Genomic DNA, 15033 nt, shown 5'->3' with positions numbered 1-15033 from the left:
CCGCCCGGTTGCTGGTGCATCGCCGCCGAACCGGAAGCGTAAACCAGAGTAGCCGTGGGCAAGCACATCCCTCAAGGACCACCTCACCCATCTCGTCATCCGGCAACAGCCTTGCTGGCCCGGGACCGAATCCGGATGGTCGCTGCTGCGCATCGGCCTCTTGCAGATGCGGATTGCCGAAGCCAAGCTGATCCGGATTCACTCAGTTCGTGGAGATGTCCCTTGAAGCGAGGTTTGCGCGCGCCCGCGCGGTTCCTGTTCTGCGCGCTGGCGCTGATCGCAATCGTGGCTGCGGCGGCCTGGCTGCTGTTGCGGGCGAGCCTGCCGCGCGTCGAGGGCGAACTGACTGTACGCGGCATCGAGCGGGCGACCACCATCGCGCGTGATGCCCTGGGCACAGTCACGATCCGCGCCGACAGTCGCCGTGACGCAGCATGGTCGCTCGGGTTCGTGCACGCCCAGGAACGCTACTTTGGCATGGACCTGCTGCGCCGGCGCGCTGCGGGAGAACTTGCCGAATTGTTCGGCAAGGCCGCGTTGCCGCTCGATCGTGACAGTCGCGCGCAGCGCATGCGTGCACGCATGTCGCAGGTCTACCGGCAACTGCCGCCAGCGCAACGCACACTCATCGACGCCTATCGCGATGGTGTCAATACCGGCCTCGACGACCTCTCGGTGCGACCCTTCGAGTATGTGCTGTTGCGAAGCAAGCCGGCGGCCTGGCGCAGCGAAGACACCTTGTTGGTGGTTGCGGCGATGTCCTTCATGCTCAATGGCGAACAGGGCAAGCGCGAACTTGCCCTGTCGCGCATGCGCGCCGCCTTGCCCTCCGCGGCCCATGCGTTCCTGGCCGGCAGAGGCGGCGAGCTCGATGCACCTTTGCTCGGCTCAGCGCTGGCCTGGCCGCAAGTGCCGGGGGCCGGGGAATTCGATCTGCGCTCGCAGCGAACCACTGGCTCACGCGCCGATTCGCACCGACACACCGAAACCATCGGCAGCAATGCCTTTGCGGTGGGCGGTGCGCTGACCGGCGGCGGCGCCCTCGTCGCCAATGACATGCATCTGGACCTGCGCGCGCCCAACCTGTGGTTTCGCACGCGCCTGATCTATCCCGATCCCGACGATCCCGCACGCCAGGTCGATGTCAGCGGCGTGAGCTTGCCCGGCGCCCCTTCGGTCATCGCCGGCAGCAACGGTCATATCGCCTGGGGGTTCACCAACAGCTACATCGATGTCGCTGATTGGGTTCGCGTCGAACGCGATCCGCACGACAGTCTCCGCTATCGCACGGCCAGCGGCTGGCAACGCATTCTCGTCACGCACGAGACGATCAAGGTCGCCGGCGACACCGACGCGACGCTCACGGTCGAACAAACCCGATGGGGTCCGATCCTTGCACGGGATGTCGACGGCGCACCGCTCGCGCTCGCCTGGAGCGCGGGCCAGCCCGACGGCATCGACGTCGGCATCGGCGCAATGGAAACCACGCGTACACTCGATGCCGCGCTGGCACTTGCGCATCGCATCGGCATCCCGCCGCAGAACCTCATCGTCGGCGACCGCCAGGGACACATCGCCTGGACAATCGCCGGGCGCATACCGCGACGCATCGGCGACTTCGACCCGCGCTTGCCGGCCGACTGGTCGCGCGCCGACACCGGCTGGGACGGCTGGCTTGCCGGCGACGAACATCCGCAGATCATCGATCCACCGGGCGCGCGGCTGTGGAGTGCCAACCAGCGCAGTGTCGATGGCGACCTGCTCAAGCGGCTCGGTGATGGGGGCTACGACCTCGGCGCACGCGCCGGTCAGATCCGCGATGACCTGGCCGCACGCCCGCATTTCACCCCTGATGACATGCTGGCCATACAGCTCGACGATCGCGCCGTGTTGCTGGCACGCTGGAAGGCGCAACTCGACAGTACGCTCGCCGTGGCGCCTGCCACGCCACTGCGCCTGCAACTGCAACGCGCGCTGGCCGACTGGAACGGGCACGCCGCGATCGACTCGGTCGCCTACCGCGTGGTGCATGACTGGCGCAACGAAGTCAGTGACGGCATCGTCGATGCCTTCACCCAACCAGTGCGCGCGCGCTTCGCCGACTTCGAGGTGCCGAGTCTGCCGCAGGTCGAACAAGCCGTCTGGCAACTGCTCACTGATCGCCCCGCGCATCTCGTGCCGGCGGGTGCGCAGGACTGGGCTCGATACCTGCTCGATTGCGCCGACCGCGTCGCCGCCCGCCTCGACCAGCTGCCCGGGGGCATTGCCGCGCGGACCTGGGGCGAAGCCAACACCGCACAGATCAATCATCCGCTTTCACGCGCCCTGCCCTCGTGGCTGGCACGCTGGCTCGACATGCCTCACGAGCCGCTGTCCGGCGACCGCAACATGCCGCGTGTGCAGGCGCCAGGGTTTGGCGCTTCCGAGCGCTTTGCGGTGAGCCCGGGCGATGAGGCCCACGGCCATTTCATGATGCCCGGCGGCCAGAGCGGCCACCCACTCTCACCCTGGTACGGCGCCGGACACGAGGACTGGGCCAGCGGCAGGCCGACCCCGTTCCTGCCGGGTCCTGCGCAAACCGTTCTGCATCTGTTGCCGGCACACTGAAGCGGCAAGGCGCGATCAGCGCGCCTTGCCGGGATCCTTCAGCGGCAGGCCGCGGCGAGGTGGCCTGCGCCACCCCGCCCTTTCACTCAACGCGAGCTGCGCTCGACCGTTGCAGCCGACGGCACCAGCGTGGTCACGCTGTAACTCTCCGGTGATCCGGCCTGGGCCACGTGCAGCGTGGCATCACCCTCGGTCGGCGGCGTCGTCGCGGTGAACGCGAACGAATACATCGTGCCCCAATCGAGTGTCGGAGGCGCACCACCGGGCGCACTCGATCCGCTGCCGATACCGGAACCGGTGCTGGTGTCGAAAGTCACCTGATCGTTGGCGACCTGCGCACGCCAGCGCACATTCGGATTGACATCACCGAGGTCCGAGCCCGGACCGAGGACGCGCGCGCCCGCACCAACCGCGACGCTGAAGCTATCGAACCCCTTGTTGCTATCCACGCGGATATTGGGCGCGCTGCCCGACATCACCGCGCGGGCGAAATCGACGTTCATCACCGCATAGGCGTAGCGCCACTTGCCGCCGCCCAGATTCGTCACCTTGACCGCGACCTTGGCACGGCCTTCGCCCACGGACAGTTCGCTGTTCTTGGCATTGGCTGGCGGATTGACCGGATCGACCCAGCGATCGATCGCCGGACCGAGTTTGTAGTTGCTGCTGCCACCCGGCGCCCAGGTGCTTCCGGTCCAGGTCGGCGTGCCACTCACGGTCGCCATCGAGTTGTACGGATTGATGTCGTCACGCGCGATGTACCAGGACTCGAACAGATAAGTCGCACCGGGATTGCGCGTGGCGCTGATCTGCTTCTCGCTCACGATCAGCCGCTGGTCATAGCTGCCGTTGGGGCTGGCCGTTGACGAACCGACGCAGCCTGGATCGTAGATCGAGCCGCAGCGACCCCAGATGCCGGCTGCGGGCACGATCTCCGAGCGCGGCCCCAGGTCGGAGCTGGTGTCGTTGTTGCCGGTGCCGTAGGTGTCGGTGCAACCACGGCCGAGGATGTGCGAGTCGTGATCGCCGGGGTCGAGGCAGCTGCCGTTGACCGTCAGCCACGCATGCTTGACGCCCGAGCGACCAATCTGGCTGATCGTGCCATTGGCATTGATGCGGTAGAGGTTCCAGATCAGGAACGGATGCTGGTCGTTGTTGTAGGGCGCTGTCGGGTTGCTGAATTTCTGGTTCCAGGAAATGCTCGCCGCCCACAGCGCGGTGCTCTTGCCTGCATCGCCCTGGCCCGGAACCGTCACGTTGATCGAACCTGCATTGACGTTGTTCTGCAGCGTCGAACTGGGCGTGAACACCACCTTGCCGCTGCCCGCGTTGCCGGTGCATCCCTGGCAGCGCGAGTAAGACATCGAGAAGACCTTCATGAACAGGTCGGCCTCCCAGGTGCCGCCGTTGGGTGCCGGCGTGCCGGGCCAGTGCGGGCTGCTCGCCAGCGGCATCGCGCCACTGCCCTGCGTCTGCACCTGGGTCGTCATCGCGAGGTCGGCAATCGCCCAACCGGCGACTTCCGGATGACCGATGCGCTTGGCCAGCTCGGCGCTGATGCGCATGTCCATCGCGCCGACCGAGAGCACGCTGTCATGATCGAGCAGCTCGTACATCAAGCGGTCAATGTAGAACCAGGCCTTGCCGTCCTTGCCGACGAAGTCGAGGATCAGCGGATCGTGCTTGCTGGGCACCAGACGAAAATCCATGAAGTCGATGGCACTGCCATCGGGCAGCGTCATCGTGTAACCACCGGCTGCCTGCAGTGAGCCACCATCGAAGCCGCGGAAATATCCGTTCTCCACATGGAACTCGATGCTGCCCGAACGTCGCACCTCGAAGCGGTCACGACCGCGCGTGGACTTTCCCGGCAGTGCTTCGGCCGGCGCCGAAATGCGCAGGCCGATGTCGCCTGCCAGATCACGGTTCCAGCGCACTTCCAGGCTGCCGCCCCAGGCAGCCCACAGTTGCTGCGTCGTCGCAACACGGGCGTCAGCGGGCGTCCGCGCAGTGGCTTGCGCGCTCAGCGCCGGCAGCGGTGCCAGGGACATCAGCACGGCGACTGCGAGAATACGTGGCTTCATCGTTCGGTTCCCCTCGTTATTGGATTGCAGACAAGACCAATGCAGACTTTGCCGCGGACCTCTCGCAGCTTCGGGCGATCCTTCACTGACATGCCCATGCATTCACGTTCGCGGCAGCGCGCTGGCTGGCTCCGACATCCGCGGAGCGCCAGCCAATCACGACCGACAAGCCACAGAACATAGCACCTTCGCGGCTGCCGGTATTGACGCAGTACGCAATCGGGCATGGCCAGGGGTGCCGGCGGTCGCACCGGCCCCACCCGAGGGCCTGCGGCGCGACTCAGGGGTCGAAGCCATCGACGAACAGGCGATCGCCGCTGTCGCCGCTGGCGAGGGCAACGATCTCGGGCGGCGATTTGCCGTAGCCGCGCTGACCAGGGTCGTTTTCGGCGTTGTTCCACAGTTCGTACAGATACTGGCCGCGCGTGCGTTCCTTGGGGCCGACCACGAATGGACGACCGGGCCCGCCCGCACACAGGGTGTTCTCGCCCGGCGTGCCATTGGCCTGGGCCTGATCACGCAGGAACTCGACATATTCACGACTCGCGGTCTGGTAGTAGAGCCGCGCGTTCACACTGAACGGCCCCTGCGCGCCCGCGGGCAGCGTGAAACGATAGTGGCCCTGGTCGAAGTTCACGAGGATGCCCGAGCCCGGCGCCGTTTCCGGATAAGTCGCAGCAATCGGACGCACTTCGTATCCCTGCGGATCATCGAGTGTCGCCGGCATGAAGCCCAACGGCGGAATGCGATTGTCCTTGGCAATGCAGTCGCCGAGCGCGAAGTGGAACATTTTCTTGCCCACACCGTCGACGATGTCGCACTGACCGCTGCCATTGTGATTCCAGATGCCCTGCTGCACCTCGTAGACACGGGCCTGCGCATCGTTGCCCAGCAACGCGCTGGCGGTATCGTACGGCGCGCTCTCGGCAACCAGATTGCCGCCCGCATCGTGAACCTGGACATTGAGCCACATGCGCCGCCCCTCGCTGTAGCCACTCGGCAATTTGTGACCGCTGAGGTTGGTGACCTTGACCGCCAGCGCGATGCGTCCGGCGTTGGTGGCGCTGGGCGCGCGAAACGCGGTGACCGCGGCATCGACGCTCGCCGCCGACAGCAGCATTTGCCGCGCCCATTCAATGGTCTGGTCGAATGAAGCCTGTCGCCCGATGCCTTGCCAGGATCCGGGAATCGCCGAGGTATCGCTGAATTCGCCTTTGATCACGCCGGGAATCCAGCTGTTGCCGCCGACGAAGGAATGCATTGCGAGGTTGCCGGTGCGATTGGGATAGCCGTTGAGCAGGCAGGCGCTGGCCGACGGATCCTCGCTGGTCGGCATGTGGCAACTCTGGCAGCTGCGGCCACCCACTGCTGCCGAATACGAGCTGCGCTGCCATTCGCTGTAGGTGCGTTCGATTGGAAACGGAACGCCGGTGTCGGTGCCATCGGCCAGGCGCAGGGTCTTGAGCGGACCATTCGCGGTATCGGGCGTGGTGACGTCGTGACACTGGCCGCACATCGCGCTGTCGGACATGAAGGCCGAGGCCTGCCACGGATGCGGCGGCTCGTTTGTGCTGTAGTTGTAGGGCCCATGTCGACAAGGCTCGCCGGCGCCATTGCAGTCGCTGTCGTCGAGCCAGACTGCACCGTTGCGCGGCAGCGGTTCACCGCCCGGCCCCTGGGCGAGATTGCGGTGGCAGAAATGGCAGCCCAGCCCGCTGAAATCGCTGAAGGCATCGGGCGCGTCATAACTGCCTTCGAGCAGGCAGCCGGCTGCGCCGAGCGTGACATCGTTGTCGGGCTGGCCGTAACCGGCCTTCACCACATGGCCGCCATACCAGCCTTCCGACGTGTGGCAACGCAGGCAATAGTCGCCCACGCCCGGCACGTCGTTATTGGCGACATCGAGGGCGGCCCAGAACAAGGGATCGCGCGCGCCGTTGGCCATCATCGAGCCGGCCCAGCCCGGATGCGGACGAAATGCCGTCGAGGTCGGCACGCTTGAACTCGGCCCGTGGCAACCGGAGCAGTCATCCGAACGGTACAGCGAATACGTCAACCCCGGCTGCGTGCCGTGTGGCGTGAAGTCGGTACCACCCAGCGGGGCGAGCTGTTGCGCAATGTTCAACCAGGGCTCGGCGGCAGCCGCGCCCACTGAAACGCAGACGAACACGCCGATCACGATCCAGTCACACGTCGCACGCAGCGCCCATTTCGGCATGACCGACCCTCTTGTTCCTGCATCTGCCCGAAACAGGATCGTAGCAGGCAGGCGCGTCAGGGCAACGCTGGCGCCACTGACGGCGTTCGCGTTAGCGTGCGCTGATGAATGCCCATGCCCACGCCGCACCCGCCGCGGCCTTGCACGAAATCACCTCGCGGCTCGGCGAAGGCCGATTCGATCTCGCAGCCAGCGCAGCGCGCGCACTGTGCGCACGCTTTCCGCGCGACGCCCAGGTCCGCCGCTTGCTGGGCCTGGCCTTGCTGCAAACGGGCGACGCGGCTTCGGCGCGCAGCGAACTCGAGCAGGCGCGCGCGCTGCAGCCGAACTCATTCGAAATCCTTGCCAACCTCGCCAGCGCCGAGGCGGCCGCGGGCGGATTGGATCAAGCACAGGCCACGCTCGCCGCGGCCTTGCGTCTGGCACCCGACCACCCCGGCCTGCACAACCAGCTCGGCAACCTGCTGCACGCCAAGGGCGATCTGCATGCTGCCTGCATGGCCTGGCGTGCGGCGACACAGGCACAGGCCGACCACGTCGGTGCCTGGTGCAATCTCGCTGCCGGTGAATTCGCGCTCGGCGAAATCGCGACCGCGCAACGCAGCCTGGACCACGCGCTCGCCCACGCACCCGACTATGCGCCGGCCTACCTCCTGCTCGGCCAGATGCGTTCCGCGCAAGGCGATGCCGCCGCCGCCGAACAGGCCTGGCTGCGTGGCGCCGCACTGGATCCGCGCGACGCGCGTTTCGCCTACCAGCTTGGCCTGCTTGCCGAAGAGCGCCAGCAGATCGCGCGCGCGGCCGGGCTGCAAGCGCGGGCGCTCGCACTCGATCCCTCGCTGCATCAGGCGCTGGGCCAGCTCGTGTTCCTGCGTCGACAACTGTGTGACTGGCGTGAACTCGATGTGCTCTCGCACGCCTTGCGCCAGCGAATTGCCGCTGGAATCCCGGGCATCGCACCGTTCGGCTTTCTCGCCGAACCGGCCAGTGCGGCGGAGCAACTGCAATGCGCCCGCATCGCCGCCGCCGGGATCGAGGCGCGCATGGCCCCGCTGCGCCCGCGGCGAAAGGATCGACCGGTCCCGGGCGACCCGTCGAGCTTGCGCATCGGCATGGTCTCCAACGGCTTTGGCAATCACCCGACCGGCCTGTTGTGCGTGGCCTTGATCGAAGCCCTGCGCGGGCGCGCGCCCGAAACCCACTTGTTTGCCACCGGCGCCGATGATGGCAGCACGATCCGCGCGCGTCTGGCTGCTGCGGCGACGCTCCACGACGTGCACGGCCTCGATGCGGTCGCGCTGGCGCGGGCCATCGACGCACAGCGACTCGACCTGCTGATCGACCTGCGTGGCTACGGCGGCGGCAGCGTCGCGGAAACCCTGGCCCTGCGACCGGCACCGCTGCAGCTTGCATGGTTCGCCTATCCGGGCACCTCGGGCGCGCCGTGGATCGACTACCTGATTGCCGATCGCCACGTGCTGCCGCCATCGCTGCGAACGCATTTCAGCGAAGCGATCGCCTGGCTGCCACGCTGCTTCCAGCCATCCGATCCCACCCGCGAGGTCGGCCTGCCACCTCCGCGGCAGGCCTGCGGTTTGCCCGAACATGGCGTCGTCTACGCCTGCTTCAACAACAGCTACAAGATCAATCCGCAGACCTTCAAACGCCTGCTCGGACCGCTGCGCGCAGTCGAATCTTCAGTGCTGTGGCTGTTGTCATCGCGTGACGGCGCCGACCAGCGCCTGCGCGAAGCTGCGCAGGCACAGGGCATTGATCCCGCACGGCTGGTATTCCAGGCTCGGTTGCCGCATGCGCAATACCTTGCGCTGTATCGCCACGCCGATCTGTTTCTCGACACCGCGCCCTATGGCGCGCACACCACGGCATCCGATGCAATCTGGGCCGGCTGCCCGGTGCTCACGGTTGCGGGCGAAACCTTCGCCGCGCGCGTGGCCGCAAGTCTCAACGTGCATCTGGGGATGCCGCAGCTCAACCGGGGTGACGACGAGGCCTTCATCACCCAGGCGATCGCACTGGGCCGGGATGCGCAGGCACGCGCCGCGCTGCGCGCGCAGCTTGCGCAGCGACGCCTCGACAGTGGCTTGTTCGACATGCAGTCGCTCGCCACCGATCTGCTGGCCTTGCTGAAGCAGATGGTCGAACGCCAGCGCGCGGGTTTGGCGCCGGCGGACCTTGGTTGAAACTGCGCGCGGCGGGCCGGGCGGCCAGCCGCGCGTCTTCGAGCAGCAGCGCTTACGGCCGGCGCGCGAGTTCGGGATTTTCCCTGGTCACCGGCATCAGGTCGGTCTTGGATACACCCAGCCAATACAGGATCGGATTGGCGAAGAAGATCGACGACAGGGTGCCGATGACGATACCGACCAGCATGGTGAGGCCAAAGCCATGCACCGCCGGACCACCGACGAAATACAGCGCGAACATCGTCAACGCGGTAGTCGACGAGGTCATGATCGTGCGCGACAGGGTCTGGTTGATCGCGTTGTTGAGGATCGTGTACGGCTCGGCCTTGCGCGTGAGGCGGAACAGTTCGCGCACGCGGTCGAACACCACCACCTTGTCGTTGATCGAGTAACCGATGACCGCGAGCAGGGCGGCGAGCACGGTCAGGTCGAACTCCATCTGGGTGAGCGAGAAGAAGCCGATGGTGAGGATGGTGTCGTGGATTTCGCTGGCAATCGCGGCAATCGCAAAGCGCTTCTCGAAACGGATGCCGATGTAGATCATGATGCCGATCATCACGAACACCGCGGCAACGATGCCATCGCTGCGCAATTCGGCACCGACCGAGGAACCGACGAGGTCGGGATGGCGTTTGAGCGTGGCGTCGGAACGCGCCTTCTGCAGCGCATCCATCACCGTCTTGCCGACTTGTTCGGCGTCTTTCTGGTCGGCGCGCGGCTGCAGGCGGATGGCGACGTCGCGCGTGCCACCCAGACTCTGCACCTGCGCGTGCTCGAAACCACCGGCCTCGAGCGCGCTGCGCACCTGGTCGACCTGCACCGCATCCTTGTAGGTGACTTCGACCAGCACGCCGCCGGTGAAGTCGAGCGCGTAGTTGAGACCGCGAGTGCCCAGCAGGACCAGCGAACCGATCACGAGGATCGCCGAGATCACCATGCTGACCTTGCGCCAGGAGAGGAAGTCGATGTTGCTGTTGGGATTGAACAGTTCCATGGCGATTCTCCTCAGGCGGCCGCGGTGCGGTCGGAATAGCCGCTGCCGATCGACAGCCCCTTGAGCTTCTTGCGGCCGCTGTGGATGAGATTGGTGATCGCATGCGTCACCGTGACCGAGGTGAACATCGAGGTGAGGATGCCGATGAACAGCGTCACGCCGAAGCCGCGGATCGCGCCCGAGCCGAGCGTCATCAGCGCCAAGGCCGCCAGCAGGTGGGTGACGTTGGCGTCGAGAATGGTCGCCCAGGCCTTGTCATAGCCGGCGCGAATCGCCGCGAGCGGCGTCGAACCGTGGCGCAATTCCTCGCGGATGCGCTCGCACACCAGCACGTTGGCGTCGATCGCCATGCCCAGCGTGAGCACGATGCCGGCGATGCCGGGCATGGTCAGGGTGACGCCGATCGCCGACATGATCGCCAGCAGCAGCACGAGATTGAAGAACAGCGCGATGTCGGCGATCAGGCCGAACAGCCAGTAGTAGAAAGCCATGAACACGAGCACGGCGGCGAGGCCGATCAGCACCGCGAACACGCCCTTCCTGATGTTGTCGGCACCCAGGCTCGGACCGATCACGCGCTCCTCGACGATGTCGATCGGCGCCGACAGCGAGCCCGAACGCAACAGCAGGGCGAGCTCGGAGGCTTCCTTGTTGCTGCCCAGACCGGTGGTCTGGAAGCGGGTTGAGAACACGCCGCGGATGTTGGCGACGCTGATCACCTCTTCGGTGACCTTGGTGCTGCGCACTTCCTTGCCATCGACGACCTTCACCTCGGGCGTACGCTCGATGTAGAGCACTGCCATCGGCTTGCCGACATTTTGCGTGGTGAAGTCGAGCATCTTGCGGCCACCGGTCGCGTTGAGCTGCACCGACACCGCCGGCGTGCCCGACTGCGGATCGGGTGCGCTCGAAGCGTCGACCATCTCGTCACCGCTGACGATGATCTTCTTCTTCAGCAGCACCGGTACCTTTTGCCCGCCGGGACCGAGCTCACGCATGTAGTAGAGCTTGTCGTCGGGCGGAATGTTGCCGCTGCGCATCGCGTCATTGGCGTTGGCGTCCTGATCAACCGCGTGGTACTCGAGGGTTGCCTGCGCACCGAGCACGCGCTTGGCGGCGGCGGTGTCCTGCACGCCGGGCAGTTCGACCACGATGCGCGACTCGCCCTGCTGCTGGATCAGCGGCTCGGCCACGCCGAGCGCGTTGATGCGGTTGGACAAGGTGGCCTGATTCTGGCGGATCGTGTTGAGCGCGGCCTCGCGCACCTTCTCGGGCTTGACGCTGGCATTGAGCGTGAACGAATCGCCGCTGGTCGTGCCGTCGCTGACCACCACGTCGGGCACCTTGACCTCGATCGCGCTGCGCGCGGCAGCGCGGTCTTCCGCCGAGCGCAGCTGCACCACCACGCCGCCGGGGCCGCGCCCGATCGACTGGTAGCGGATGTTCTTCTCGCGCAGCACGCCGCGAATGTCGTCGGTGTAGCGTTGCACCTGCTTGTCGAGCACGTCCTTGTCGTCGACTTCCATGAGGAAGTGCACGCCGCCCTGCAGGTCCAGGCCCTTGGGCATTTCCCGCGCGCCGATTGCGAGCATCCAGCCCGGCACGGTCGAGGCAAGGTTGGGCGCAACCACGTACTGGTCACCCAGCTCGAGTTTCATCGCCTCGAGTGCCTTGTTCTGATCGTCGCTGGCGCCGACCGGCAGGCGCACCAGGAGGTGATCCTTGTTGATCTCGACGTCCTGGAAGGTGATCTTGTCCTTCTCCAGCACGCCCTGCACGCGCTCCTTGAGCGCCTGATCGACGGTGGCGCCACGGTTGGCGGTGACCTGCACCGCCGGTTGCTGCACGAACAGGTTGGGCACGCCATACAGGATGCCCAGCAGCAGCACGACGATGACGATCGCATATTTCCAGCGTGGAAAATCGTTCATGGTTTGATCCGTTTCGACGCCGCAACCGAACCGGCTGCGGCAAAAGACGATCAGTGTGGCGCGATCAGGCCGATTTCAACGTGCCCTTGGGCAGCACGGCCGAGATCGCATGCTTCTGCAGCTTGATCGACACGCCGGGCGCTACTTCAAGCGTGATGAACTGCTCGGCGATGTCCTCGATTCGGCCGAGCAGGCCGCCGCTGGTGATCACCTCGTCGCCCTTGGCCAGCGCCGCGATCATCGCGCGCTGCTCCTTGCTGCGCTTCATCTGCGGGCGGATCAGCATGAAATAAAAGATGCCGAACAGGATGATCAGCGGCAGGAACTGGAACAGCGGGCTCGGAGCCGGGGCGGCGCCTGCGGCCTGCGCATAAGCGTTGCTGATGAAGAAATCCATGGAAACTCCACGTTTCGCCGTGACCAAACCACGGCAAGGGCCCAAAAGGTCGGCGATTATGCCACGGTCGCGCCCATGCGGGGCCGTGGCGGGCGCATCCGCATTGGCCTCAAGCCTCGGATCCGGCGCGGCGCTCGGCCTCGAAGTGGTCAACGAAGGCGGCCAGTCGGCCCTGCTCGATCGCCCCGCGCAGGCCGGCCATGAGTTCCTGGTAGTAGTGCAGATTGTGGATCGTCGCCAGCATCGGACCGAGCATTTCGCCGCAACGATCCAGATGGCGCAGGTAGGCACGCGAGAAACCCGAGCGGCAGGTGTAGCAGGTGCAAGCCTCGTCGAGCGGGCGCGTGTCCTGCTCGAACTTCGCATTGCGGATACGCAGCACGCCGTGGCGGGTGAACAAATGCGCATTGCGCGCGTTGCGCGTGGGCATCACGCAATCGAACATGTCCACGCCGCGACAGACCGCGGCGACGATGTCCTCGGGACGCCCCACACCCATCAGATAGCGCGGCTTGTCGCGCGGCAGCAGGGGTTCGACCCCTTCGAGCGTGGCATTGCGTTCGGCTTCAGGCTCGCCGACCGCGAGACCGCCGATCGCATAGCCGTCGAAGCCGATGTCGATCAGGGCCTGCGCCGACTGCCGGCGCAGCGCCGGATACACGCTGCCCTGCACGATGCCGAACAGCGCATTGGGGTTGCCCAGTTCATCGAAGGCATCGCGTGAACGCCGCGCCCAGCGCAGGCTCAGCTCCATCGAGGTGCGCGCGACCTTCTCGGTGGCCGGATATGGCGTGCACTCGTCGAAGATCATCACGATGTCCGAATCCAGCCCATGCTGGATGCGCATCGACTCCTCGGGCGAGAGAAACACGCGCGCACCATCGACCGGCGAGGCGAAGGTCACGCCCGCCTCGGTGATCTTGCGCTTGTGGGCGAGGCTGAACACCTGGAAGCCACCCGAGTCGGTGAGGATCGGGCCGTCCCAGCCGATGAAGCGATGCAGGCCGCCGAAATGCCCGATCACGTCCAGCCCGGGGCGCAGGAACAGGTGAAACGTGTTGCCGAGGATGATTTGCGCACCGATCTCGCGCAGCGACTGCGGCGTCATCGCCTTGACCGAGCCATAGGTGCCGACCGGCATGAAGGCCGGCGTCTCGACGACCCCGCGGGCGAAAGTCAGACGGCCGCGGCGCGCGGCACCCTCGGTGGCAAGCAGATCGAATTTCACAGGAGTCGGGCGTCGGGAGTCGGAAATCGCGCAAGCATCGCAGACCCGATCGGTTTTTACGATTCGTCTGTTCCTACCCCACCGGGGGAAGGTGGTGGGCAGCGCCGGATGAGGGCGGCGCGCAATCGAACGACCGGCCCTCACCCCTGCCCTCTCCCGTGGGGAGAGGGGCTCTTCCATTCCCGATTCCCGTCATCAAGGCCACACCAGCATCGCATCGCCGTAGGAGAAGAAGCGATAGCGCTGCTCGACCGCGTGGCGATAGGCGGCGAGCATGAACTCGCGCCCGGCAAAGGCCGATACCAGCATCAGCAAGGTCGACTCGGGCAGATGGAAATTGGTCACCAGACCATCGACGCTGCGGATGCGATAGCCGGGGAAGATGAAGATCTGCGTCTCGCCCGCAAACGGCGCGACTTGCCCATCGACGAGACTCGATTCGAGCGCGCGCACCACCGTGGTGCCGACCGCGATGACGCGCCCGCCGTGCGCACGCGTGGCACGGATCTGCTCGACCAGTTCGGCACCGACATTGAGCCATTCGCGGTGCATGACGTGGTCTTCGAGCCGCTCGCTGCGCATCGGCTGAAAGGTGCCCGCACCCACGTGCAAGGTCACGTGACCGCTGTCCACGCCGCGCTCGCGCAATGCTTCGAGCAGCGCCGCATCGAAATGCAGGCCCGCGGTCGGCGCCGCCACCGCGCCGCTGTTGCGCGCGAATACCGTCTGGTAGCGCTCTTCGTCGCTGCGGTCGGCCGCGCGTTCGATGTAGGGCGGCAGCGGCATGCGGCCCAGGCGCAGCAGCAATTTTTCGAGCGGTTCCGCGCCTTCGAGGTGCAGCCGGAAGAACTCGCCGTCACGACCGAGCACGCGCAGCACGCTGCCGTCGGCAAGCACGATGCGCCCGCCTTCCTTGGGTTTCTTGCTCACACCCAGCTGGGCCAGCGCCTCGTGAGTGCCAGTGACGCGCTCGATCAGGATCTCGACTGCGCCGCCACTGTCCTTGTGCCCGAACAGGCGCGCAGGCAACACCCGCGTGTCGTTGAACACCAACAGGTCCCCGGCGCGCAGCAGCTCGGGCAAGGCCACGAATGCGCGGTCGGCAAGCCTGGCCGCGTGCGCATCGGCCACCAGCAGCCGGCTGGCCGAGCGTTCGGCCAGCGGTACCTGCGCGATCAACTCGAGCGGCAGGTCGAAATGGAAGTCGGACTTCTTCAAGGGGACAGAGCGCGCGGCGTGGGGAGCGCATGATAGTGCGCGGGACGCGGCGCGACTGAAAATCCCTCAAGCAGCCATCCCTGGAGCGTTGCCGTTCGCCATCCATGGCTCACCTGTAACCCGCCGCGCGCGATGCCCGTCGGCATCGCGCAAGC

9 protein-coding genes are annotated in these 15033 nt (G+C 66.1%); 2 read left to right on the top strand and 7 right to left on the bottom strand.

Annotated features, from left to right (window positions below; translation table 11 throughout):
- The first annotated feature begins 222 nt into the window (after window positions 1-222).
- Complete coding sequence (locus KF759_RS03585; RefSeq protein ID WP_291223027.1) at window positions 223-2607, top strand: penicillin acylase family protein; 2385 nt, start codon at window positions 223-225, stop codon at window positions 2605-2607.
- Between the two features lie 86 nt (window positions 2608-2693).
- On the opposite strand, the gene KF759_RS03580 is transcribed toward KF759_RS03585, so the two are convergent.
- Together KF759_RS03580 and KF759_RS03575 are read right to left on the bottom strand one after the other, a co-directional pair.
- Window positions 2694-4691, bottom strand: a complete 1998-nt coding sequence (locus tag KF759_RS03580; protein WP_291223026.1) for a hypothetical protein — start codon at window positions 4689-4691, stop codon at window positions 2694-2696.
- 280 nt (window positions 4692-4971) lie between these two features.
- On the bottom strand, window positions 4972-6909 hold the full coding sequence (locus KF759_RS03575; RefSeq protein ID WP_291223025.1) for a hypothetical protein: 1938 nt from the start codon (window positions 6907-6909) through the stop codon (window positions 4972-4974).
- A gap of 104 nt (window positions 6910-7013) precedes the next feature.
- On the opposite strand from KF759_RS03575, the gene KF759_RS03570 reads away from it, so the two are divergent.
- The gene (locus KF759_RS03570) at window positions 7014-9110 is read left to right on the top strand and encodes a tetratricopeptide repeat protein (RefSeq protein WP_291223024.1); all 2097 of its coding nucleotides are present in this window, start codon (window positions 7014-7016) and stop codon (window positions 9108-9110) included.
- 52 nt (window positions 9111-9162) lie between these two features.
- Here the strand turns inward: KF759_RS03570 and secF are convergent, their stop codons facing one another.
- The 5 genes from secF to queA all read right to left on the bottom strand — a co-directional run bounded on the left by secF (window position 9163) and on the right by queA (window position 14878).
- The gene (gene secF, locus KF759_RS03565) at window positions 9163-10104 is read right to left on the bottom strand and encodes a protein translocase subunit SecF (protein WP_291223023.1); all 942 of its coding nucleotides are present in this window, start codon (window positions 10102-10104) and stop codon (window positions 9163-9165) included.
- Window positions 10105-10115: 11 nt separating this feature from the next.
- Window positions 10116-12035: a protein translocase subunit SecD gene (gene secD, locus KF759_RS03560; RefSeq protein WP_291223022.1), complete on the bottom strand. Its 1920-nt coding sequence runs from the start codon at window positions 12033-12035 to the stop codon at window positions 10116-10118.
- A 64-nt stretch (window positions 12036-12099) separates the two neighbouring features.
- Window positions 12100-12432 (bottom strand): preprotein translocase subunit YajC, encoded by a 333-nt coding sequence (gene yajC / locus KF759_RS03555; protein WP_291223021.1) that lies wholly within the window; start codon window positions 12430-12432, stop codon window positions 12100-12102.
- Between the two features lie 109 nt (window positions 12433-12541).
- Entirely contained in the window at window positions 12542-13660 is a 1119-nt protein-coding gene (gene tgt / locus KF759_RS03550; RefSeq protein ID WP_291223020.1) for a tRNA guanosine(34) transglycosylase Tgt, read from the bottom strand.
- A gap of 195 nt (window positions 13661-13855) precedes the next feature.
- Window positions 13856-14878, bottom strand: coding sequence for a tRNA preQ1(34) S-adenosylmethionine ribosyltransferase-isomerase QueA (gene queA / locus KF759_RS03545; protein WP_291223019.1), 1023 nt, complete (start codon window positions 14876-14878; stop codon window positions 13856-13858).
- Window positions 14879-15033 lie beyond the last annotated feature (155 nt).

The sequence above is a fragment of the Dokdonella sp. genome, assembly GCF_019634815.1.
Taxonomy (GTDB): Bacteria; Pseudomonadota; Gammaproteobacteria; order Xanthomonadales; family Rhodanobacteraceae; genus Dokdonella_A.
The sequence above is the reverse complement of the archived record's forward strand: the minus strand, read 5'-3'. Positions and strand labels throughout refer to the sequence as shown.

What these genes read in the sequence shown, in the direction of transcription:
- yajC (WP_291223021.1), bottom strand. Translation starts at nt 12,432, where the DNA reads ATGGATTTCTTCATCAGCAACGCTTATGCGCAGGCCGCAGGCGCCGCC.
- KF759_RS03575 (WP_291223025.1), bottom strand. Translation starts at nt 6,909, where the DNA reads ATGCCGAAATGGGCGCTGCGTGCGACGTGTGACTGGATCGTGATCGGC.
- KF759_RS03580 (WP_291223026.1), bottom strand. Translation starts at nt 4,691, where the DNA reads ATGAAGCCACGTATTCTCGCAGTCGCCGTGCTGATGTCCCTGGCACCG.
- secF (WP_291223023.1), bottom strand. Translation starts at nt 10,104, where the DNA reads ATGGAACTGTTCAATCCCAACAGCAACATCGACTTCCTCTCCTGGCGC.
- secD (WP_291223022.1), bottom strand. Translation starts at nt 12,035, where the DNA reads ATGAACGATTTTCCACGCTGGAAATATGCGATCGTCATCGTCGTGCTG.
- KF759_RS03570 (WP_291223024.1), top strand. Translation starts at nt 7,014, where the DNA reads ATGAATGCCCATGCCCACGCCGCACCCGCCGCGGCCTTGCACGAAATC.